This is a genomic window from Chryseobacterium sp. PvR013, assembly GCF_017833095.1.
GTDB lineage: Bacteria > Bacteroidota > Bacteroidia > Flavobacteriales > Weeksellaceae > Chryseobacterium > Chryseobacterium culicis_A.
Genome location: NZ_JAFIBT010000001.1, coordinates 1,610,632 through 1,634,253 on the forward strand (window position 1 = coordinate 1,610,632; position 23,622 = coordinate 1,634,253).

Below are 23,622 nucleotides of genomic sequence, written 5' to 3' on the forward strand. Positions count from 1 at the left end.
TTCCTTTAGATTCCTCTTCCTCTTTTCTTCCTTATCCCCTGCTCCTCTTTCTTCTCCCCCTTCCACACATTCTTAAACGAAAACTCAAACTTTCCTATTCCCTTATCAAACCTCAAATACCCCTGATACCCCTTCCCCTTCCTATCCACCAGCCCATCCACATACGCCACCTCTCCAGCCTTTAACTTCTCCACCTGCCATTTCTTAAGCTTCTTCCCTCTGAACACCTCCGGAACCTGCCTGAAATCTTCCAATCCCATCCTCTTTACATTCTTACCGAGCAAAAACTCCACATATCTTTTATCCGCATTATATTGAACTGCTGCATTAAACAGGGTCCCCCGAGCTGACAACATATTTTCAATATACAGCGGTTTTCCTTCCCTTAAGATCCTTCTCTGCTCCTGATCCAAAGTCACTCCTTTGATCACCAGTGGAATTCTCACCCACTCAGCCCTCACCTTCACCAGCTCATTGGTCAGCCTGTCCCTGCCGATAAGAGAAGACACTGCCTCCCCTGTAATTCCATGAACCAGATCCACCATCCTTCCCATATTCCCACTTACGATCAGATTCCTTTTATCCTCTTCTGAAAATACATGCCCAAAGAAAGGCTTAGAAAAATCAGGCATTCTTCTTACCGGATGAAACCTGAGTTCCACTTCTCCCAAATCATTAGCCTGAAGAGAAAGCCTCACTTCAATCGTACCTGATACTGTCCGCAGTTCAATATGTACCGGAACAAGCATCGGGGTTTTATATCCTTTAAGCATCGGTTCCAAAGCCCCTAGCTCCTCCAATCTTTCCTTATTCCACCCCAGCTTCTCCATCATCTTCCAATCTACCTGCTCAGCCTTAAATAAATAACTATTTCCAGCATTCTCTTCCTTACCTGCTGCCTTCCCCTCTCCAGCTTTTCTATACGCCTCCACCACATCAATGGAGATCTCATACTTCTTTAATTCCTGTCTCACATCATTCGGAGCCTCATCCATATACTTCTGTAAGTTTAAAGCCGTCTTCTTTGCTTCATACTCCGTTACCTTAAAAAACGAAAACTCCGAAGGCTCCTTCAGCTGGTGATAAAACGTGGAATAAAACTCAGTAAAAGAATTCTCATTACGCTCAATACTGAGCATTTCATTAGGATTCAGCTCCTCAGGACTAGCCCTATTTACTTCCCCATTATCACTCAACCCCTTAACAATTCCTACTGTACCCGTTTCATGATGGAGCACCAGTAAGGTATCACCTGTTTTCCTAACCGTAACCCATTCATCATTTTTATTGTTATCCATGACCTAAATTATTGTGTACCGCGTAAGATATAAAATCGGACAGGTTTGTTACTATAATGGCAGAGAAAGGTCATAGTTGACATTAAGATCGGCAGGGAAAATAAAAAGATTACTTGAAAGAATAAAAAAATCCCGCTTCTGCGGGATTTTCTTATATCAATTCAAACTCAAAAACTTTCCGAGAAAGAAAAGAATTTTATAAATATGAAAAGTTAACTTTATTTTACTATTTCATATCAGGTGGAATATCTAACCTTTCCACATACTGAATGGAAGGAATATCTAAATGATCTATTTTATTGGCTCTATTAATATTTTCCAATAATAACTTATTTATCCAAGCCAGAAGCAAAGAATATTCTAGATTATTTTGGGCATTGTTTTCACGGGTAAAAACTTCATTTCTCCTTCTATCATCTTCCAAAACAATTACATTATTCAACTTAGCATCTGGAGATACTTTGTTATTTTTCCTATCTTCTAAAGAAATTTTGTAAAGCAGCTGTCCCAAAATTTTACTTGTGTGCCTATCTATTTTAAATTCATAACTTCCTTTTAGATCATAGGGATAATAAATATTTGACTTTAAAACTCCTGATTGACCTATCTGAACATCATATTCAAACAGATTATTATTGCTAAAATTTGTTTCTCCGAGTACATTAGAAACGTAAATATTATTATAATTCTCTTGCTCAGAAACAAATTTGTATGGCCTGAATTCTTTTAATTGATCTGCAAATATTACATTACTTTTGTTTCCCTCAGTTTTGGATATAAGCTCCATAGCTGAGGGTGTGCTATATGCTATCGTTGAAGGAGCTTCAATGAGAAATGAATACTGACCGTCATTCTTCAAAAATAGTACTTCCGTATTCTCCTTTTTCTCCTTGCACTGTACAACAGTACTCACTAAGGCTAAATTAATACCTAAAGCCGTCAATGCTTTTATCAATGGAATCTTTTGTAACATTTTGTTTTACAGATTTATAATATTGTTGTAAAATCGGTGATATATATTGAGTCCTTGCAGTATGATTTTGCTTTTCCTGATAGTGATCATAATATCTAACGCTCTGATATTTTTCATTTCCTGGCTTCTTTAAAAAATTAATAAGTCTATTATCATATCCGCTGCTTTGATTAAATTTTTTATCATCAGCGAAATCCTTTGCCTCGGGAAATGCATGTATAAAAGTTTCATGAGCGAATGTTTCAATCTGATTAGCCATTCTGTTCGGAGTATTGTTATTCTCTACACTTACGGTAAAATTAGTTCTCCCATTTTTGTTTTCGACAGTTGTTTCACCAGATGCTCCTTGTGAAGCTGAGGTTTTTGATATATTATTATCAAATGTCAGATCCATTCCCTTCTTATGGAATTCTCCGCTTTCCTTATACTTTACCCCTGCAATTACCTGATCTTTTTCTGCAAATTTTGATATCACAGCCTGACCTTCTTTAGATTTCGCAAAAAATTCAAATGCTTTTATCTGTTGCTGATTTCCTTTCTTATAAATCTCTGATGGATCAACATGGGCTGGACTCCTGCCATCAGGATCCGTAAACATTACCGGATTATTAAAAGCATAATTGTAAGGACTATATCTGGTCATTTTCTCTGCCAATGGATCAATTACCCCCCATCTGCCCAAATCACTCATATACATTCTCGCTCCGAAATCATGCCAGCCTGTTTCCTGCATTTCTTTTCCTCCAAACTTATAGTTATAATAACTTCCAAAGTTTGAGTAATTCGATCCTCCGATATGGTTTAACCCAAATGGATAATAATTATTGACATCCATTGTCTGAACTACCCCTGCATTGTTCTTACCAAAACTTACCCTTACATTTCCTAAATGATCTTTATATTGATAAATATAACGGTTTTCTGCGAAACTGTAAAACCCTTCTGGGGTACTTACAAAATCCAGTTTCCATGCCGCAAGAGGAGGAAGAACAGGTTTAAATGTTGAATAAGCCTGCGATTCATAGGCCGATTCCGTCTTGCATGTGATGCAGATCCCTCCATCATCTTCATATGAATACTGAAACCCATCCAGATAATCCGTCATTCGTATTGTTGGAAGCCCCATATGAGCCTGCTGACTGTATGTTTTACGAAGTTTCACTCCATCAGCACGGTATAAATGATTTATACTTGTTGTGCTTATATTCCCAACAGGATTAGTAAACTGCATACTAATTGAAACAGGCAGATTGATATGATTATAAACTATGGACTGGATTCCTTTATCCTTCATATCAGTCATATTTCCATTAAGGTCATAGCCAATAATATTGTTCCCACCTTCATATCCTGAGTTGTTAGGTGAATTTTCTATTACCTGATTCAGACGGTTTCCTATATACTTATATTCAAGATCATCCACCTGTGTGGCTGTAGTTCCTGATACAGGATAAGCATTCCTTTTCAGGGTCATAATATTTCCATTTAAATCATAGCTCAGATTTTCATTGAAATTATTATTATAGGGATTGGTAGCGCCGGGTTCTGTATAGATAGCATCTTTCAACCGGTTAAGAGGGTCATAAGTATAAGAATATCTTTTCAAGGCACCCTCCGAAGCATTTCTCCAATCTACCTCTGCGATATTTCCATTATACTTTCCTGATGCTAAATTCGTATATACAGGAGTGTTATATTTAATTTCATACCCAAAGAGCTTTCCATTTAAAACAGCCGGATCATTGATCTTAGTCAGCCAGCCTCTTATATTGTATTGGTAATCTATAGACTGTAATGGACTGGCAAGATCTGTTCCTCCTACTTTCTTATTGGTAATCTGAGAAATCTCGTTATAAGTATTTTGTGCCAGAATCTCTGTTGGGTTGCTGTCTACCTGGTGCTTATGTACCAACAGTCTGTTCTGGTTGTCATAATCAAACGTTTCTGTAATGACTCTTTCAGTATCACTATCCAGACGCTTATGTTTTGTTATAGTCTGCTTTGTTATCCCTGCAAAATCAAGTTTGGATTCTGTTTTAGTATATCCTCCTAAATGATTGATGGAATAAGTTCCTATCACTCTTCCTTTCTTATCATAATAGGTATAATCCTTTGACCAATTATCGTCATCAATATTCTTTACTAAAGTAAGGACAGGAAGGCTTTTGGTACTTAAACCTTCGGATGTAGGAGTAGCATTTAATGTGGGTTCTCCTAAAATATCCGTTGGAAAAGCAGGATTAAAAGTATATCCTGCAGGATAGGAATCATAATAATTAACACTTAAGACCTGTGCCAGACTTCCCGGAAGGGCTCTGTTAGTATAATAAATAGGCATTCCGCTTACGGTAAACGAGCCGGCACTTCTTATCTCAAAGGTATAAGCAGCTCCTGTAATAGTAGTTTGCAAAGACTGTCTTGTACTATTATTATTAGTAATAGCTGTAAACACCACTCTACCGAACTGGTCATACTTGGTTACCAACCACTTACCCTGATCTTTAAGATTTGTATCTTGGCTCATCACCAATTGATCGGCCTTATTATAAATCAGATATTCCCAGCCTTTTCCGGGAAGCTTCTTTTCTACTAACCTGTTCTTCTTATCATATTTGTACTGATAGCACAAATTGTCAAGAGTTACATCAGGGAAGAAGCCCGTTGTCAGACTTTTAACTGCATCTGAGGCAAGAGGAGGAATAACATAGGTAAGATTGCCATAAATATCATAAACATAATAGGTATCAGCTTTCTTCCCATCTACATATTTTCTTCGTAAAACAGTTCTATCTTCATTATTAATAAATTCCTCTGAAGTGTTGTTGTTTCCGTTTGCAGAGGTCCAATCCTCATTTTTGATTACTTTTTTTATTAAGCTACCTGTCCCATAAGTGGAACTGAAAGATAATTTAGGATTATAAATATCCTGAGCAACTGCCAGATCAACATTATATTTTTTTACTTCGTCAGAAACTGTATTTACATCATCAGTAAATTTTATTTCGTGTCCGCTGTTTTTCTTCCAGGCCGTTCCAGGTGCTGACTGCATCAAAACCCTGTTTAACGGAGAGGCTTCAAATACATTTTCCGAAAATGCCGGTTCACCATTGTAAACAGATGAAGCTAAACCTGAAATTGTAGCTGCATCAACTAAAAGACCATTGTTTTGCATGGTTGGAACGGGTAAAAAATCCTTCGACTTCCTTCCAAGGTTATCATACTCAAAAGGAGTCACCAAATCTTTTCCTGAAGGTGTCTCTCCTTTGGCAACAATCTGCAATTCCCTTCCTAAACCATCATAATATACGATGGATGCTTTCTTCTTTCCAGAATCTCCTTGGTCCGTAAGATAGTTTACCGACATTATCTTATTCTGCGGAGTCCAGTTAGAAAGGTACGTCGAAATGTCCGCGGGTATGGGAACTGGCGATGTTAAATTCACAGATATGGTTCCCGAAAATCCAGTTAAAGAAATGGGCGTATTATGATAAATGGCTAACTGATTATCAACAATGAAGAACCGGTATCCTTTATCAGTAAAAAAGCTTCCAGCCGGAACAGGAATTTCTGTGTTGGGTAACGTTCCTACATAATCAGTTGGCCCTATTTTTCCTTGTTTTAAAGTGGTTTCCGTAAAACCAGCACTAAAACTAAGACTGAGTACATTATTGGTGATACTCAATGTTACCCCACCGCCGCCACCATTGGAATACGTGGTAAGCAGATTCCAATTGTAATATTTGGAATAATTCGAAAATTGGGCTTTGATAGTTGAGGTACTAAATACAAGTACCAATAAAACAATTCTATATATTGACTTCATCAGATTATTAGTTTTTAATTTCATATGTAAAACTCTTTACAAGTTTTCCACTCTGATCCTTCACATTCATCAACCGTCCAATATTATCATAGTTATAATATTCAATCACACCTGATGAATTCATGATACTGCTAACCCCAAACTCATTCTTGTAAGTGTACAATGTACAAAGATGATTAGGCAGAGCATTAATGATATTCGCCTGCTGCTGGATAATTTGGGTATAGTTAGGTGAGATTACGTTAAGCAAAGGCTTAAGCGTTGCCAAATATCCTAAAACAGTACTTTCATCTGTAATCTCGACACCTTCTATCTTTAATATCGGATATTTGTTATCGTAACCGTAATAATAGTAGGTATAGTTTCCGGTTGGTAGGTGTGCCTTCAAAATATGCCCGTCAGTATCATATTTGTCAACGATCAACTTTTCGTCAAGTGCATTATTACCCTTCGCTTCCAATACTTTTTGAGGAAATATCCGGGAAGCCACAGCAGTTCCATTCGCCGCCACTGTAGGAATAAGAGCATACTCTGTTATCGTTTTACTTAACAGCTCCTGATTGGCAAGTTTGCTCGTTTCTATAGCTGGGTACTCTCTTCGATTTACCATGGTTGTGTATGGCTCAGTACCATTTTTATCAAAAGAATAGAGGTAATTCTCGGATATTGATTTCCCATTGCTATCAATGAAGGATTTATTCTTCAGAAAATTATCTCCAAAGTTTCCCTGATCGGAAAAATTGCTGTTTTCAACCATTTCAAAATACTGTCCTGCACTTCCATAAGTTCTGGTTTTTTTTGTGGTAAGGTTAAAGTCAGAATAGTACAGTTCATATGCAGTTCCGGCAATAACAAATTCTTGTGTCTGCCCATTAGATTGAGGACAAGCAAGAAAAAATTTACCACTCAGCCCCCTTGCTGCTTGGGGAGAAGTTTCACTATAGGTAAAAATTTCTTCTTTTAACAGATCATTACTTGAATTATAAAATTTTCTTTCTTTAGGAAGACCCCTTTTATAAACGAACTCCGTATGAGGATCAAAAATGGAATTATTCTGACCTAGTTTTCCACTATTAGGTAGATTTGGAAAATCTGAATAATTAGTAAAATTATTGACAATATATCCGTTATCCTCTGTTTTCTCAACCACTGTTGAATACTCAATCTGCGGTCCCATCAAGTTGGAAAGCTGTACTACAGATCCTATACTGAACTGGGTTTGATAGTAAGGAATACCATTCTCAGTAGGAATAAGAAAATTCTTTACGTAATATACATTTTTTTGAAGCAATGTTCCTGAAGATACCGTAGAGTTGGCATCAATGGTATAGCTGTAGCCTTTTACAATCTTATTTTGTGGATCACTAAAATCCGACATTTTTTTTATCCTTACCCCACCGATAATTCCATTCCCCGAAACCAGGCTACTGTTTGAATCCAGATATTTGGAATAGGTATGAGGTTCATATTCAAATGTTGTATAGCCTTTCAAAGGATATGTAATTTTCAATAAGGTTCCAAAATACACTTTTGTAGGATCTGTTTCCCTTGAAGGCTCATGAATTGTTGGTGAATTATAATCCAGAGAAAAAGGAGTAGACTTGTAATATCCGAAATGGTCTACATTAGTAGAAAGCAAGCCCGGAAGCTGATTAAAATTATTGTATTCGAAGGTATGATCAAATTGATTATCCACCGTTAATTTTTCCAGTTTCAATCTTTCAGCTGGGGTATTATTATAGCTGAATGAAACCTGTTTTAAGACATTGTTTTGGCTATCTCTTGCTACAAATCCATCTAATTTTCTCCATTTCAATGCATTGATATATGAGTCAAAGTGTCCTGATGTGACATTAGGATTTGGGGTGACTCCATTCTGTAATCTTTTGATATAATAGAACATCGCATTTTCATAATCTCCTGGTAAGGCCAGCCCCGCCAGATAACTTAAGATATTGGAGAAAGCACTATCTAGAGTAGGGTCTCCATTATTGTACCTATATTTCAGTGAATTGTTAATTGATGATGAGAAATTAATTGTTCTTGCAGATTTTGTAGTAATGGATTTCAAATAAGTAGGAATGATCAGCTGTCCAGCAGCAACGACCTGATTACTTATACTGCTTCCGCCGCTACATCCCACCCCCGGAACGAATATATTACCATCAAACTGTTTGCTATATCCGCTAAAAGAATTCGTATTATAGAAGGATGCTATATAATCTCCTCTCTCATATTCAAAGGAATAAATCTTAATTCCTTCTTTATCATATACTTCCGAAAGATACCAAGCATTAGCAATAACTGGATTCACCAATTGATTATAGAAGTCAGGAATGGTATATTCTATATTATCCTGTATACCTCCGAATATATATTTATTGCCTTGATCATCAGTCATGGTAATTTTACCAAGAACCTTTAAAAATGGTCTCTGATTGAAATTATTGGTAGCAGGAAAGTTCATTGGTGTAATCTTATCATTCATATTGATTTCCACCTTCATATTATCCTTAGAAGATACTTTCCAAACTCCATCAGAGCCCAGAAAGAATTTCCCTACATGGCCCATAAAGTTGAAAATAAAAATATCGGGTTCCAGGTCTGCTGCCGGATAAGTACTATTGGTTATACCTCCGTTTTTTAATACTGTTGTCATATTACTAACACTATTCCACTGGGCCCCATTAAGGGCAGGTGTATAGTAATAATAACCGCTCGCTATCCCCCATTGGCTGGAGCCCATAGGAACATCATTGGTGAATTTTTCGTCGAACGAAGTACCTTTAACGACTCTTGTAATCACACCTCCTGCATTGAATGTCCAGTTTTGTCCTACCCATCCAGGGGTATCACCCACTCTCACTCCTCCTGTATCATAACTTACACTTATATCTAATGGAATACCATTTTCATTAAGAGAATACAAAGGTATGCTTACATTGGCTCTTCCCGAAGAGAGATCCATTGGTACATCCCCGTATTTCCCTAAAGAAGCAGCATTGGGAGATTGTATATTTTTAGGCAGTTGTAGTGTCTGTGCCCATATCGAAACATTCGATATTAATGGCAGTGCCATTATTAAGAATATCTTTTTCATCATTATTTTTTTATCAGTTTTGCGTTTGAAGTTTTACCCGTATCAGTTTTTATCGTCACCAGATAAGCTCCCTGAACCAAAGCCTGAGTATTGATCTTTGTCACTCTGTTCTTAGTTTTTATATTTTGAAGCTGTCTTCCACTCATGTCGTACAACAAAATATCTGCATCCTTAAAATCAAAACCGATTTCTACATAAGCATAATCAGATACAGGGTTTGGATAGATCTTTATATCATACTGGGAAAGAAGCTCACTTACTTGCTTGTCTCCCAGCTTTACAATCTTCCAGTTTTCTTTACCTAACTCTTCTGCACTTGTTCCTGCAAGAATAATAGAACCATCTCTATTGAATTTCAGATCTGAAAGCCTTTCCTCCTTTTTTCTTGATTCTCCACCCACGTGTTTTCTCCACTGCTCATTACCATTTTGGTCCAGATATAGCATCCAGAAGGTTTCATCATTAGTTTGTATTCTTCCCTCAGCTTGAGTATAGCCCCCTAAAAGAATTCCTTTGGATGATTTATCGTCTGCTGAATGAATCACACTCATTCCCATCAGGATATCACGATTCTTGAAATTGTAGGATTTCTGCCACTGCTGCTCACCTCTTTCATTTAAAGCAATCAGCCAGAGGTCTGTGCCTTCTTCAATACCGACAGTTTTATTGCCTGACCTTTCTGATCTGGATTCTCCACCGACAATAAAACCATTTGAAGTTAATGCCAGTGTTCTGATATGGTCATCATCTTTCCCTCCAAAATTCTTTTCCCATTCAACTTTGCCATTTTTATCAAGCTTGATAATCCAGTAGTCGCCTTCACCAAAGTTTTCTGTCTGCTTGCCCGACTTATCTCCAATTACTGCTCCACTTCTGGAGTAAATTCCCAGCAATGCTCCGCCGTCTTTCGTTGGGATCATCTTTTCAACTTCATCAAGTCCGCGTCCTCCCAATGTTTGTTCAGATAATATTTTCCCATCTTTGTCGAGTCTTACAATCCAGACGTCCTTAGAACCATAACCTTTAGAGGAGCTTTGTACATTCCCCGCAACAAAGAATCCCTGATCTACAGTCTGGATAACTGCTTTAGCTTCTTCATTCAAAGAGGTACCTAATGTTTTCTGCCACAATTCATCACCAAATTCATTGATGCGGATTAACCAAATGTCTGAACCTCCCTTTGAGTTCTCCTTTTTATCAAGTCCTTTTTCTGAATATGAGGTCCCAGAAATCAGAAAACCACCATCCTGGGTAGTGACAGTGGAAGATAAATAGTCGTGATTATTTCCTGATAAATACTTCTCGAAAACCAGTTCTCCCTGCTGATTCAATTTTATCAAGTGAAAGTCATAACCATTGTTTTGTTTGCTGTTTTGTTGGAGTTTATCCGTTTGGATACTGCTTCCCGCGATAAGGTATTGCCCATCAATAGTAGTAGTAACCTGGCTTAAAAAATCCTGCGAACTGGACTTAATATCTTTCTGCCAGAGTACTTCCTGAGCCAATATCCCTATAGTAGTGCATAAGAGTAATGCACCCGTGTAGAGTTTTTTCATGCCTGTGCTGTAATTAATTTTAAGTAAATACTGATTTAATTATTGTGTATATTAGAAATACACAAAATGTATAGAATAATTATTGTTCATGGTTATGTTTTTGATGACTGCAAAATTAAGCTTTTTAAAGTTTCGTCCAAAGGGAATTGATTAACATTCTTTAATAATGCAAAGATATATCCTCAAAGCGGCAAAATACGACGTATTATATTTTTGCTTAAGCAAAATATGAATCTAAAATTTGCACCATAAATAATCTGGATTATCCAAGGGATCATCTACTTTAGCATATTCTCTTCCCCAGCCTTTCTATGCACCTCCACCACATCAATAGAAATCTCATATTGCTTCAGCTCTTTTTTCTCTTCATCACAAGCCTTATTCAAAATACTTCTGAAGATTTACAGCCGACTGCTTTGCTTCATATTCCGTTACCTTAAAAAAAGAAGACTCTGAAGGCTCTTTAAGCTGGCTATAAAACGTGGAATAAAACTCAGCAAAAGAATTCTCATTACGGTCAATACTGAGCATTTCATCACGGTTCAGCTCCTCAGGACTTACTCTATTTACTTCCTTATTATCATCCAATCCCTTAACATTTCCAACAGTACCGGATTCTATATGGAGTACCAGTAAGGTATCGCCTGTTTTTTCGACTGTATTCAGTTCTTCGTTTATATTGTTATCCATCGCTTTATATTTTAAGTAAGGACTTAATATATAAAGACAGATAAGTTTTTTAAAAATGATGGTAGCCGAACACCATATTTGTCATCTTAAGGAGCACAAAAAAGCAGCCTCAATGAGACTGCTTTTTGCTTATATATTTTATAAGGCATAATTTGCTCTGACAACTGTGAGTTACAAATAGTAGCCGCATAAAAAGGACCAATTATATGATGACTTAATCATTATCAAGGCCACGTACTATTCCTATTATTTTTTAATTTTTATCAAGTTGCAGTTAACGTACTTATTTGCATCAGGTATTATACTTGATCCTTTATAGATTTGCAATTGCGAACTATATATATTTTTGGATTTAATTCCCTTGCCAATCACATCTCCCTTAGAAACATTTTTATTGACCTTGATTTTTTTTGAAAAAACTGAAATATCTGAATAAATATAAAACAGATTATCACTTCTGATAATTACACTTAAAGCTCCATTGCTGTTAATTATTTTAGAAACAACTCCTTTTGACAGTGACATAATTTCAGGTTTATCTGAATTAATTATCAATGAATAATTAGGGCTATAATAGGGTCTTTGTGATAAAGAATCGATATTAAAATAACAGCTACAATTTTCCATTGGCAATTTTTTTTGAGAGTAACAGCCACTCCAAATGGTAACTGCAATAATAAATAGTATATATTTCATCATTAATCATTTTGTTTTAATTCATCTACCATTTTTTCTGCTTCTTTCTTAGCTCTATCTTTTTAAAGATTTCTTCATATACAGGTGCTAATAAAATTGCACTAACTAAATAATAATTATATCTATTAAACAGATCAAAAGTAAAATCCAAAATATCATTACTAATAAAAACTACAGCACAAGAATATAATACACTTGCTACAAAATATAAAAACATTTTTTTAAAAGAAATATTTTTATAATACTGGCATTGTATAATTATTATTTTTTCTTTTCATTATTATCTTTAATTATTTGATTTTTTATTATACCATAGTAAATGATTCAGAGCAACTTCCATTCTATAACCATCAAATGTTGACTTAGTGGATGGTCCATCGACAGCTCCAGTGGATGCTGGCCCTGCAGTAGCAGGTGGGCACTCTGAACAATAAGGAGCTATGTCTGAGCCTGAAGTGGCACCACCTACACCGTTTATGACCTTAGAAACGTCACTTTTAGGTGCAGTGAAAGGTTCTTTAATCTGATGATAAAAGGTAGAATAAAACTTAGTAAAAGAATCCCCATTGCAGTCAATAATCAACATTTCTTCCCGTTTCATCTACCTAGGGTTTATTTCTGTATACTCTACCTTTCATCAATACCCTGAACGACACCAACAATACTTGTTTCATGATGTAACACCAATAAGGTATCTCCTGTTTTTTAACTGTATTTAGTTTCTTTAACACAATGTCAGCAGAAGACCCCATTTTCAACTAACGGGTTCAAAAAAAGTAGTCTCAATAAGACTGCTTTTTCCTTTATCATTTATGATTTTTATAAAGGGCGAACAATAAATATACTTTATGGAATACAATTAAATTATTCTTCTAGCCATTTATAGAATTATTCTTCTCAGTAGTAGAACTATTATTACAATCAAATAAAGTATCAAAAGAAAAGAACTTATTTTAAAACTGGGGTAAAACCAGCTTTTATTCATTACTTGTAATACTCTAGGATCCTGTTTTGTATATTTTAAATAATACTTTATAATTTTATTTGGATAATACACACCCACTATTCCAAAAATTAAAAATAGCATCATAAAAATAATCATTAAAATATATGAAATATCCATAATTACATTTTATTAAAAATAAACTTATCAGGAATATAATTATGTGAAACCCCAAGTTGTGGTGTATACAATCCCAAGCTTTAGCATTCCCATTTCCAATATGAAAAAGAAATCTCAATAACTAACATATGACTATTATCAAATACAATATCCGCCGGTAAGTATTCTATATTAGTAGAATTTCCTAACATTATAATTTGTAATTCTTTCTAATTAAAAAAGAAAAACTGCCATTGACAGTTTTTTCAGATTATATTAAGGTTCTGAGCTCTTGCAATTTTCAAAAAATTTACTTATTTGATTTTTGTCTTCAATTAATTTTCCGTTTTTAAAGTATGCATATTCTCCATAAATTACAGATTGATTTTTTATTTCAAAGCTATCAATTCTATAGTTTGAAGGCTTTAATAATTTATTTAAAATTTCCTTTCCATAATCACTTGTTTCACTAGTAGCATCTGTAAAATAAAAAACAGGTAAACCTTTATACTGATAAGACTGATAAGCAGATAAGTCATTATTATATAACATCCTAACTATAGAAAAAACTATTTCATTATCACATTTTCTAATGAAAGTGATTCCAATATATTTTATCTTTTTCCCATCATTGATAGTTCTATCCAACACATTATAAAATCTTTGATTTACCTTTTTATTTAATTGTGCAGAATTACAACTGAATATAGAAAGTAAAGCAAAGAAAAAACTAATTTTTTTTATATTTTCCTTCATAAGCTTGTAACATTGTAGTATTATTATATATTATTGTTGTATTATGCTTAGGAACACTAATAAATGTTGTCCCATTTGGCGTTGCAGCCTTAATATCAAATTAGGACTGCTAAGGTACTAATTGAAAACATTATTCTTAATTTCCAAGAACTTTTTAGCAATTAATTAAATATTATAAATTAGCTTAAAACCAATGCAATTGCATTGGTTTTAAGCTAAAAATACAAGTAAGAAACTCTATACTTTTGATAACTTACAATTCATTTCCATGTGTAAAGACCACAAGTATTATAAGAATATTCAAAATAATCAGTTCCTGATGAACTATTCCAAGTTTCCTTACCTTCAACTTCATATACTATTTTTTTTTCTTTATAGTTATTCTGTATCAATCGAGATAACTCAAAAGTATAGATATTGTTAATTTTAATCAGTTTTCTTTTCTTAGGATAATCACAATTGTTTTTTTGCGAAAGAAATACTCCTTTTTTATTTTTATCATACTCAATATTGATGATATAAAATGATTGTGTTGAATCTATTTTTACAACTTTACCCATGATCAATTCATTTGGAATAGAATTTGATGATTGCCCATTTACCTTACAACAAGTCATTAACAATAGTTGACAGAACAGTATAATATATCCTAAATTTTTCATTTTATTTACGTTTTAGAGTTTTATAACTTCCAATCTCACGGACTTCTTTTGTTTTTACATTTTGGATTCTATAAGAATCTGTATATTCAATATACTTGCCAGATCCCACAGTATAATTTGGAGATTGTACTGACGTCCAATTAGGATTCGGATCGACATTTCTAGGATCAAGCCTGTTGGCTTCAGCATGCGCGTAGTCATAACCTTGACTATTATTAAATTCAGATGTTGCAGCTGGAGCATTTGGAAAACATTGTGCCATAACAATAGCTTCTAATGTCTCATGTAGCATTCCATATCCAGTTTGAGAACCATAATATGCTTTGTCCAAATTCCCTAACATTTCAGGATTCACTACATTTGTCGCGGTAGTTATTCCAGTAATCGGATCTGTTTTAGATCCTCTAGAAGCCCCTCCTAAATATTTGGTATTATCTCCATCAATACGCATATCGGTGTCAGTTTGAATTTCAGCTACAAAGCTATGATCATTTGTAGCATTTAGTAATTTTGTTGCGGCTTCGGACAAGGTAGCTCCTTTTACAGCAGTTGCACTAATTTTACCGTTAGAATCTTTAGATAGGTCAAGTTGACCTTCTACAGAAGATTGTAGTTGATCTAAAGCTTCCTGTGATCTGCTTCCTTTAAGCACAACATCAAAATTTTCCATCCCATCCGGATCAATGAATCTCATTGGATTATTAAAAGCATAATTGTATGGTGTAAACCTTCTTGATTTTTCCGCCAACGGATCCACCACACCCCATCTTCCTAAATCTGGCATATACATCCTTGCTCCATAATCAAAAAAGCCTGTTTCCTGTAATTCCTTACCATTATACTTGTAAGACTTATAACTTCCGAAATAAGAATTACTCAACCCTCCTGAGATATGGTTTAAACCAAATGCATAATAGTTGTTGGTATCAGTAACTTCAAGAGCACCTGTGCTGTCTTTTCCAAAACTCACCCTCGTATTTCCAAGGTGGTCTTTGTACTGATAAATATAGCGGTTTTCTGCGAAACTGTAAACTCCTTCCGCAGTATGTACAAAATCAAGCTTCCATTGCGGGGTAATTGTACCGGGATCAATAATACCTTTGTATGCCTGCTGTTCATAAGCATTCTCCGTACGGCACGTGATACAGATTCCCCCTCCCTCAAAATAATTATACTGGAAACCATCAAGATAATCCGTGATCGTAACGCTGGCCAGACCACGAGGTGGTGCACTGGAATACGTCTTACGTACTTTTACACCATCTGCACGATAAAGATAATCCAATCCAATATTCATCGCAAGCCCAAATGGATTATTCTGCGTAATGGAGTAAGAATCAGGTAAACTCAAATAGTTATACGCAATACTCCAGATGCCTTTATCCTTCATTGTGGTCATGCTTCCGTTCAGGTCATAGTCAATCACATTATTCCCACCTTCATATCCAGTATCATTCAATGCATTTTCTATCACCTGAGCCAAACGGTTGCCATTATAGACATAGTCAAGGTTATCAACCAATGTCGAAGTCTGACCCGATACAGGAATAGCCTTTCTTTTAAGATTGCTGATATTACCATTAATATCATAAGCCAGATATTCGTCACAATTACCGCTAGCTCCCGTCGAAGGCTCTTTATAAAACGCATTGGTTAGCCTGTTCAACACATCATATTCATAATTATAACGTTTCAGTAGATTGTCATCGCTGTTATTGTAACAGCACAAGGTCCTCACAAATTGTGGGGATCTTGTACTTTTAATTGTCTAAATCTATTTAATAACAGAAATCAACACATCTACAAAATTGCTGAAACACTATTTTTTCTTAAACATTACATAAAAGAACGGGCCTTATTAGTATATTCAATTTTATAATTATTTTTGACTTTCCATATATATATAAATTTATATTTTGGCAAATGCTCCCTATTTAATTTTATTTCATGTTTATTATCAAGAGTAATTGCGACTTCTTTATTATTAAAAATAACGCAAGCCCTTGTAATACCCAACATGGGCAGTGTCTTCCCTTGTTCATTAAGTACTATACTATCTCCATTTCTAACAGTTATAAAATTATCAAATCCAGATACAAAAGTTAAAAATGACTTATTTTTATCCTGTGCATCAAACTTTTCAATTAAGACTTTCGAGCGTACATTTTCAACAATCTCCATCTCTTTACCATATGTTTCGGATATTTTTACTGTTGAACAGCTTATAAAAACAAATAAGCAAAAGATTATTATATTAAGTTTTTTCATTATCTAGTTTTTTGGTTGTTGTTCTTCTACTAACTTTATAGCATTGGTTCTTTGTTCTGGAGTTATTTTTGTGCCAGGACCACCCGCACGCATTAAGTTATCTGGAGTAGATCTTAAAGTTGCTTTATCATTATGACCAATGCCTAATGTATGACCTGTTTCGTGAGCACCTGTTTTAGCGACATCAGATCTATTCTTATTATCAAAATTTAATTGATCCTTCTTTTCATCCCAACCAAGTCCGTCCGTAGTAATGACATTAATTTGAGTTCTATTTGTCTGTGTATTGTTATTGGTATCAGTCATTCCATTAGTTGAGTATTTTGCATCCGTATTCGCACCATTTTTAAAATCATCAACATTTTTAGTATCATAACCAACACTATAATCCCAAACCATTGTAGAATTGTCACTCTGACTGAAAGTAATATTAACTTGATTTCCCCCTGAATCTTTTCCTCCGAAAGATGAAATAATTTGTGCTTCACGCTCTTGAAGTAATGTAGACATTTGTGCATTAGAAAGAACTCCTGCCGTATTGTTTACAGGCTTATAGGTAAGATGCAAATTAACAGTCTTGCTTTCTAAGTTTCTACTTGCCGTCCACTCCAACCCTTCTAATTCTCTACCATCCACTACCCTGTTTTCCGAAAAATTATAATGAGATTGATAAGCATATTTTTCAGAAAGTGGATCTATGTTAAAGAACCTTCCCACATCCGGCATGTAATTTCTCCACTTAAATGAATAAAAACCGGTCTCTTGTAACTCTTGTCCTTGGTACTTATAATTCTTATAACCTCCCAATAATCCTTTATTGGCACCAATATGATTCATCCCAAATGCATAATAGTTGTTGGTATCGGTAACTTTAAGAGCGCCTGTGCTGTCTTTACCAAAGCTTACCCTTGTATTTCCAAGATGGTCTTTGTACTGATAAATATAGCGGTTTTCTGCGAAACTGTAAAAGCCTTCTGTTGTAGATACAAAATCAAGTATCCATGTGGGGTTAATCGGCTTTATGCCATTCACATCATTTTCATTTTTAAAAGCAGCCTGTTCATAAGCTACACTTGTTCTACACCAAAGACATATGGTAGTTTCTGAATAGCCATATTGAAAATCATCCAAATAGTCCGTTATATTCGTCGTAATTGTTGTAGTTCCTCTTCCTCCTCCGCTTGTATAGGTCTTACGGACTTTTGTACCATCTGCTTTGTAAAGATAATTTAATCCAAAATTATTAATCTCACCTACAGAATTGGTCTGAATAATCGAAAAGTTATCTGGTAAATTAAGATAATTATAAGTTATACCATGAATCCCTTTATCCAACATAGTGATCATATTTCCGTTCAGATCATAGTCGATAATATTATCTCCACCTTCATATCCCGTATCATTCAATGCTGATTCTATAATCTTATCTAAACGGTTACCTGTATATTGATAGCTCAGATCATCTACCTGTACAAAAGTAGTTCCTTGTGATACAGGAGATGCATTTCTTTTTAAGGTCAGGATATTCCCATTAAGATCATAACTCAGATACTCATCAAAATAGCCTGTATTTCCTGTAGATGGTTCTTTGTAAAATGCATTGGTTAACCGGTTCAAAGCATCATATTCATAATTATAACGCTTCAGCAGATTTTCCGATCCGTTATTCCAGTCAATTTCAGCAATGTTGCCATTGAACTTTCCAACGGACTGAGTATTAACAGGATTATTATATCTCACCTCATAACCAAAAAGTTTACCGTTCAGATTAGAAGGATCATTGATCCTGGTCATCCAGCCTCTGATATTATACTTATAATCCATCTGCTGCAAAGGGGAATCCGCAGCAATCCCTCCCACTTTCTTGGATTCAACCTGAGAAAGTTCATTGTATTATTTTAATATTCAATATTTAATTACATGGAGATTCTTAATATTGATCTGAAGCGCCATTTTCTATCTTTTTTTGAAAAAAAATCACTATAAAAGTTAAAATTGTTTGTATTATAAAATAAAAGCCCTTATCTTATCATAAGGGCTTTTTATTATAAAGACTATTTATTTAAATCATATTCTATTTGTAAATATTGTAGTGCATCAAAAGTAGCAAGGTCTTCTAAATAAACAAATGTTTCTTCAAAAATCGAATATGCAAATACATTTTCCGGAATTTTAGGCAATTTATTTGATTTTAATTGTTTAAATAAACCATCACAAGAAATTACTTCTTTTGTTTTAAGTTCAAAATTTTTCTTATATGATACACTTTGTGCAAAATTCTCCTCAGATTTATCAACAAAAACCACAAATTTATTATTGTTAATTTGAAAACATTTCAATTGTTTTTTATCTGTAATGGGTAACTGGTTTTGCAAAGTAATAGAAAAAGAATTTTCCTGATTCGGAACAACTAAAGTATAAATGACTGATTTATTATAATCATTTAATATAATTGTGCTAGATTTATCAATAAATAATAATGCATTATTTACTTTACGAGATACAGAATGACTCTTAAAGAAATCACTGGCATCTTTACTTTGTGCATTTATCCCTGTAAGTACCAGAAATAAAATAAATTGAAGTATTTTCATTTTATTTAAAATTAATACGATTATCTGAAAATTTTCTTGTATTCATATCTGTATAGCTAAAGCTATATTTAGGTTATTCTCAGTATTATTATCAAACGTCAGATCCATTCCCTTCTTATGAAATTCTCCGCTCCCCTTATATACTGAACATCAGCAATAACCTGCTCTTTTTTCTGAAGCTTAAATATGGGAAAAAGCTGCATTCTTCAATGTAGCTTTATTATGCTTTTGTAATTTACAAAAATTGAATCTTTGTTAAAAGAATTTTATTTGATACAAATATTCTGATCCTCTTCGGCAGTATAGTAATTGTTATACTTTATTATAGTCGAATCATTTAAAATGTATATTTTAGGTGAGTCGCCACCTTGCTGAATTAAACCACTTACAGAGGTTACTTTAAAGGAATATTTTTTCCCTAATTCAATTTTAGTACAAGTATTATTGTTAGTCGGTTTAAATATCTCTATAATATCCATGTTATCTGCTATCAGTACACTAACCATTTTATCTTGTTTAATAGAAATTATTTTCCTTGTAATATCAATTGGCTCTGAACTAATCTTAATATTATTTGTTTGACAACTGCACAGAATAGCAGGAAAAAATAAAAAAAGAATATTTTTCATAATGTTATTTTCTTAATCTTTTATCATCTTTATAAACTTTATATAAAGGTGTAGTTTGAACTTGATTATTAGGATCTATTTTTCCAGCAAAACCTTCATAGTACTTTCTTAAGCCTGTCGCGGTATTTTCAACTCTTGTTCTCGCTGAGATAATAATGTTATCATATGGCATCATTTTTCTTGTCAGATCATGCATTTCGTTAAAAATAGGATTGGAATTAGCTGAAGTACTAATAGAAACATCGCTTTTAGTTTCCAAGGATTTTTGAGCGATCAATACATTCTCTACAATTTCATGAGTTATACCAGTCCCTTTAGGAGCGTCAGAGAAACTTTCAGCTGCTCCCAATACTTCAGGGTTTGTATATTGGGTAGCTGTACTCGTTTTTGTTACAGCATCATATTTTGCCCCCCCAAAGGAGCCTCCTGGTATTAATCCTCCATCTGGTGTAACATTATTATTATCTGCATGAATTACAGATTTAGTATTAGGATTTCTAATACCATTATATAAAACTTTATCTGTATCAGATAATTTATTAAAATCTTTTTGGCTTAACTTGCCTGTGCTTAATTTACCATCAACTTCATTCCTTTCCATTTTAAGACTACTATTGGATTTTAGCTGATCAAATCCTTCTTTTGCCATACTACCTATTATATTAATATCCTGATTTTGCATTCCATCAGGATCTATGAAACGTAAAGGATTATTAAAACCATATGCATATGGAGTCCACCTCCTTGTTGTTTCTGCTAATCCATCCACCACACCCCATCTTCCTAAATCCGGCATATACATCCTTGCTCCATAATCAAAAAAGCCTGTTTCCTGTAATTCCTTACCATTATACTTGTAAGACTTATAACTTCCGAAATAAGAATTACTCAACCCTCCTGAGATATGATTTAAACCAAATGCATAATAGTTATTGGTATCAGTAATTTCAAGAGCGCCTGTGCTGTCTTTACCAAAACTCACCCTCGTATTTCCAAGGTGGTCTTTGTACTGATAAATATAGCGGTTTTCTGCGAAACTGTAAACTCCTTCTGTTGTATGTACAAAATCAAGCTTCCATTGTGGGGTAATTGTACCGGGATCAATAATACCTTTGTATGCCTGCTGTTCATAAGCATTCTCCGTACGGCACGTGATACAGATTCCCCCTCCCTCAAAATAATTATACTGGAAACCATCAAGATAATCCGTGATCGTAACGCTGGCCAGACCACGAGGTGGTGCACTGGAATACGTCTTACGTACTTTTACACCATCTGCACGATAAAGATAATCCAATCCAATATTCATCGCAAGCCCAAATGGATTATTCTGCGTAATGGAGTAAGAATCAGGTAAACTCAAATAGTTATACGCAATACTCCAGATGCCTTTATCCTTCATCGTGGTCATGCTGCCGTTCAGGTCATAGTCAATCACATTATTCCCACCTTCATATCCAGTATCATTCAATGATGATTCTATCACTTTATCTAAACGGTTGCCTGTATATTGATAGCTCAGATCATCTACCTGTACAAAAGTAGTTCCTTGTGATACAGGAGATGCATTTCTTTTTAAGGTCAGGATATTCCCATTAAGATCATAACTCAGATACTCATCAAAATAACCGGTATTTCCCGTCGAAGGCTCTTTATAAAACGCATTGGTTAGCCTGTTCAATACATCATATTCATAATTATAACGCTTCAGCAGATTTTCCGATCCGTTATTCCAGTCAATTTCAGCAATGTTGCCATTGAACTTTCCAACGGACTGAGTATTAACAGGATTATTATATCTCACCTCATAACCAAAAAGTTTACCGTTCAGATTAGAAGGATCATTGATCCTGGTCATCCAGCCTCTGATATTATACTTATAATCCATCTGCTGCAAAGGGGAATCCGCAGCAATCCCTCCCACTTTCTTGGATTCAACCTGAGAAAGTTCATTGTATTTATTCTGCGTAAGATATTCAACAGCATTATTATCTACCTGATGTTTATGAACCAGTAACCTGTTCTGACTGTCATATTCAAAATTTTCTGTAATAACCCTTTCAACATCGGTATCTAAACGCTTATGTCTGGTAACAGTCATTTTAGGCGTGCCTGAAAAATCAAGCTGACTTTCTGTTCCTGTATATCCTCCCAAATGGTTTACAGAATGAGTTCCTACTGCTCTTCCCCGGAAATCATAATAGAAATACGTTTTGGTCCAGTTATCATCCTCTACATTCTTTACATAAGAAGCCGTTGGCATTCCCTGGGTACTCACACTGCTCGCTGCATTAATCACAGGCTGGTCTAAAATAACAGAAGGTGGAAACTTCTTAGTATCACGAGGATAATTGTCATAATAATTAATGCTCAGAATAGTCTGGGAATCTGATAGAAAATTGTTCGTATAGTATACCATAATCCCAGGCCTGTTAAAACCGGTAGCTGTCTGCTCTTCTACAATATTCTGACTGCCGAGCTGGTTCTGCATCGTTTCACGGTCTCCACCAGATATAATCCCGGTGTAGGCAACACGTCCAAATTTGTCGTACTTGGTAAAAAGCCACTGACCTTTTCCTTCCATAACAGTATCACGAGTCAAAATTAGACGGTCTTGTTTGTCATACACCATATATTCCCAGCCTTTCCCAGGAAGCTTCTTTTGCGCAAGCCTGCCACGGCCGTCATAACGGTATTGGTAGCAAAGCTCATTAAGTAACGAATCCGTCATAGACACAGATACACCTTTTGGTGGTATAACAAAGGCTAACTGGTCATATTCATTATAAACATAATATGTATCTGCATTCAATGTTGGGCTGATGACCTTTCTTACCAGTATCACCTGACCTTTTCCATTTTTAAACTCCTGGGTCTCATTGCCGTCTTCATCCTTTACCGTATTCTTATACAGCTGCCCCGAAGGATAAGCAATAGCAGAAGCGGGGTCAAAAATGCTCTTGGTTGTTCCCTGATACCAGCTGGAAGAGATAAGATAATGGTAAACTTCGCCAGTTCCATTGGTCCCGTATTCATATTTTACAGGTTTGCCTGACCAGGCGGTTCCTACCTGAACCTGTTCCTGAATACGGTTTAAAGGAGAGCTTTCAAGTCTTTTCTCGGAATAAATCTTTTCATTCCCATAAATATCGGGATTAACAGCATTGGACAGAGGGGAAGCATAAATACCCCCATTTAAGGTCCCGCTCTGAGGGACAGGAAGATAATCATTTACCTGTCTCCCAAACGCATCATATTCAAATTTTGTTACAACATCCTTACCTGTAGGAGAAGCTTTTATATTAATTGATTGCTTAGGTCTTGAAAGTCCGTCAAAGTATTGGACACTTTCTGTTACTTTTAAGTTCGTATGGTCAAGATAGGTTTTAGTATAGATATAGTTCTCTGCCGGTGAAAGCTGACCTTGCAGTGAGCCAGCCACCAGGATTCCTATTGGAATTATGAGTTTCTTCAT

At 35.0% G+C, this 23,622-nt stretch carries 16 protein-coding genes; all 16 read right to left on the reverse strand.

Annotated elements, in window-relative coordinates; all coding sequences use genetic code 11:
* Window positions 1–5 precede the first annotated feature (5 nt).
* On the reverse strand, window positions 6–1,298 hold the full coding sequence (locus JOE44_RS07270; protein WP_209784991.1) for a DUF3945 domain-containing protein: 1,293 nt from the start codon (window positions 1,296–1,298) through the stop codon (window positions 6–8).
* A 226-nt stretch (window positions 1,299–1,524) separates the two neighbouring features.
* Window positions 1,525–2,271: a hypothetical protein gene (locus tag JOE44_RS07275; protein ID WP_209784992.1), complete on the reverse strand. Its 747-nt coding sequence runs from the start codon at window positions 2,269–2,271 to the stop codon at window positions 1,525–1,527.
* Window positions 2,222–6,094 carry a DUF6443 domain-containing protein gene (locus tag JOE44_RS07280; RefSeq protein ID WP_209784993.1) on the reverse strand — a complete coding sequence of 1,291 codons (3,873 nt, stop codon included), beginning with the start codon at window positions 6,092–6,094 and terminating at the stop codon, window positions 2,222–2,224. Before JOE44_RS07280 ends, JOE44_RS07275 begins: the two co-directional genes overlap by 50 nt.
* A gap of 7 nt (window positions 6,095–6,101) precedes the next feature.
* Complete coding sequence (locus JOE44_RS07285; protein ID WP_209784994.1) at window positions 6,102–9,194, reverse strand: hypothetical protein; 3,093 nt, start codon at window positions 9,192–9,194, stop codon at window positions 6,102–6,104.
* A gap of 2 nt (window positions 9,195–9,196) precedes the next feature.
* Window positions 9,197–10,750: a T9SS type A sorting domain-containing protein gene (locus JOE44_RS07290; RefSeq protein ID WP_209784995.1), complete on the reverse strand. Its 1,554-nt coding sequence runs from the start codon at window positions 10,748–10,750 to the stop codon at window positions 9,197–9,199.
* Window positions 10,751–11,128: 378 nt separating this feature from the next.
* Complete coding sequence (locus JOE44_RS07295) at window positions 11,129–11,440, reverse strand: hypothetical protein (protein WP_209784996.1); 312 nt, start codon at window positions 11,438–11,440, stop codon at window positions 11,129–11,131.
* A gap of 246 nt (window positions 11,441–11,686) precedes the next feature.
* On the reverse strand, window positions 11,687–12,139 hold the full coding sequence (locus JOE44_RS07300) for a hypothetical protein (RefSeq protein ID WP_209784997.1): 453 nt from the start codon (window positions 12,137–12,139) through the stop codon (window positions 11,687–11,689).
* Window positions 12,140–12,422: 283 nt separating this feature from the next.
* Window positions 12,423–12,737, reverse strand: a complete 315-nt coding sequence (locus tag JOE44_RS07305) for a hypothetical protein (protein ID WP_209784998.1) — start codon at window positions 12,735–12,737, stop codon at window positions 12,423–12,425.
* Window positions 12,738–13,514: 777 nt separating this feature from the next.
* Window positions 13,515–13,994 carry a hypothetical protein gene (locus tag JOE44_RS07310; RefSeq protein WP_209784999.1) on the reverse strand — a complete coding sequence of 160 codons (480 nt, stop codon included), beginning with the start codon at window positions 13,992–13,994 and terminating at the stop codon, window positions 13,515–13,517.
* Between the two features lie 260 nt (window positions 13,995–14,254).
* On the reverse strand, window positions 14,255–14,656 hold the full coding sequence (locus tag JOE44_RS07315; RefSeq protein ID WP_209785000.1) for a hypothetical protein: 402 nt from the start codon (window positions 14,654–14,656) through the stop codon (window positions 14,255–14,257).
* 1 nt (window position 14,657) lies between these two features.
* Window positions 14,658–16,385 (reverse strand): RHS repeat-associated core domain-containing protein, encoded by a 1,728-nt coding sequence (locus JOE44_RS07320; RefSeq protein ID WP_245169732.1) that lies wholly within the window; start codon window positions 16,383–16,385, stop codon window positions 14,658–14,660.
* Between the two features lie 107 nt (window positions 16,386–16,492).
* Complete coding sequence (locus JOE44_RS07325) at window positions 16,493–16,924, reverse strand: hypothetical protein (protein WP_209785001.1); 432 nt, start codon at window positions 16,922–16,924, stop codon at window positions 16,493–16,495.
* Window positions 16,925–16,927: 3 nt separating this feature from the next.
* The gene (locus JOE44_RS25250; protein ID WP_209785002.1) at window positions 16,928–18,784 is read right to left on the reverse strand and encodes an RHS repeat-associated core domain-containing protein; all 1,857 of its coding nucleotides are present in this window, start codon (window positions 18,782–18,784) and stop codon (window positions 16,928–16,930) included.
* Window positions 18,785–18,978: 194 nt separating this feature from the next.
* Window positions 18,979–19,518 (reverse strand): hypothetical protein, encoded by a 540-nt coding sequence (locus JOE44_RS07335; RefSeq protein ID WP_209785003.1) that lies wholly within the window; start codon window positions 19,516–19,518, stop codon window positions 18,979–18,981.
* A gap of 266 nt (window positions 19,519–19,784) precedes the next feature.
* Window positions 19,785–20,147 carry a hypothetical protein gene (locus JOE44_RS07340; RefSeq protein WP_209785004.1) on the reverse strand — a complete coding sequence of 121 codons (363 nt, stop codon included), beginning with the start codon at window positions 20,145–20,147 and terminating at the stop codon, window positions 19,785–19,787.
* Window positions 20,148–20,151: 4 nt separating this feature from the next.
* A complete protein-coding gene (locus JOE44_RS07345; RefSeq protein WP_245169733.1) occupies window positions 20,152–23,622 on the reverse strand; it encodes a DUF6443 domain-containing protein in 3,471 nt (1,156 codons plus the stop codon).

Coding starts and splice junctions, on each gene's coding strand:
- JOE44_RS07290 (WP_209784995.1), bottom strand. CDS start 10,750: ATGAAAAAACTCTACACGGGTGCATTACTCTTATGCACTACTATAGGG.
- JOE44_RS07280 (WP_209784993.1), bottom strand. CDS start 6,094: ATGAAGTCAATATATAGAATTGTTTTATTGGTACTTGTATTTAGTACC.
- JOE44_RS07335 (WP_209785003.1), bottom strand. CDS start 19,518: ATGAAAATACTTCAATTTATTTTATTTCTGGTACTTACAGGGATAAAT.
- JOE44_RS07275 (WP_209784992.1), bottom strand. CDS start 2,271: ATGTTACAAAAGATTCCATTGATAAAAGCATTGACGGCTTTAGGTATT.
- JOE44_RS07310 (WP_209784999.1), bottom strand. CDS start 13,994: ATGAAGGAAAATATAAAAAAAATTAGTTTTTTCTTTGCTTTACTTTCT.
- JOE44_RS07345 (WP_245169733.1), bottom strand. CDS start 23,622: ATGAAGAAACTCATAATTCCAATAGGAATCCTGGTGGCTGGCTCACTG.
- JOE44_RS07295 (WP_209784996.1), bottom strand. CDS start 11,440: ATGGATAACAATATAAACGAAGAACTGAATACAGTCGAAAAAACAGGC.
- JOE44_RS07270 (WP_209784991.1), bottom strand. CDS start 1,298: ATGGATAACAATAAAAATGATGAATGGGTTACGGTTAGGAAAACAGGT.
- JOE44_RS07285 (WP_209784994.1), bottom strand. CDS start 9,194: ATGAAAAAGATATTCTTAATAATGGCACTGCCATTAATATCGAATGTT.
- JOE44_RS07300 (WP_209784997.1), bottom strand. CDS start 12,139: ATGATGAAATATATACTATTTATTATTGCAGTTACCATTTGGAGTGGC.
- JOE44_RS07325 (WP_209785001.1), bottom strand. CDS start 16,924: ATGAAAAAACTTAATATAATAATCTTTTGCTTATTTGTTTTTATAAGC.
- JOE44_RS07340 (WP_209785004.1), bottom strand. CDS start 20,147: ATGAAAAATATTCTTTTTTTATTTTTTCCTGCTATTCTGTGCAGTTGT.
- JOE44_RS07315 (WP_209785000.1), bottom strand. CDS start 14,656: ATGAAAAATTTAGGATATATTATACTGTTCTGTCAACTATTGTTAATG.
- JOE44_RS07305 (WP_209784998.1), bottom strand. CDS start 12,737: ATGAAACGGGAAGAAATGTTGATTATTGACTGCAATGGGGATTCTTTT.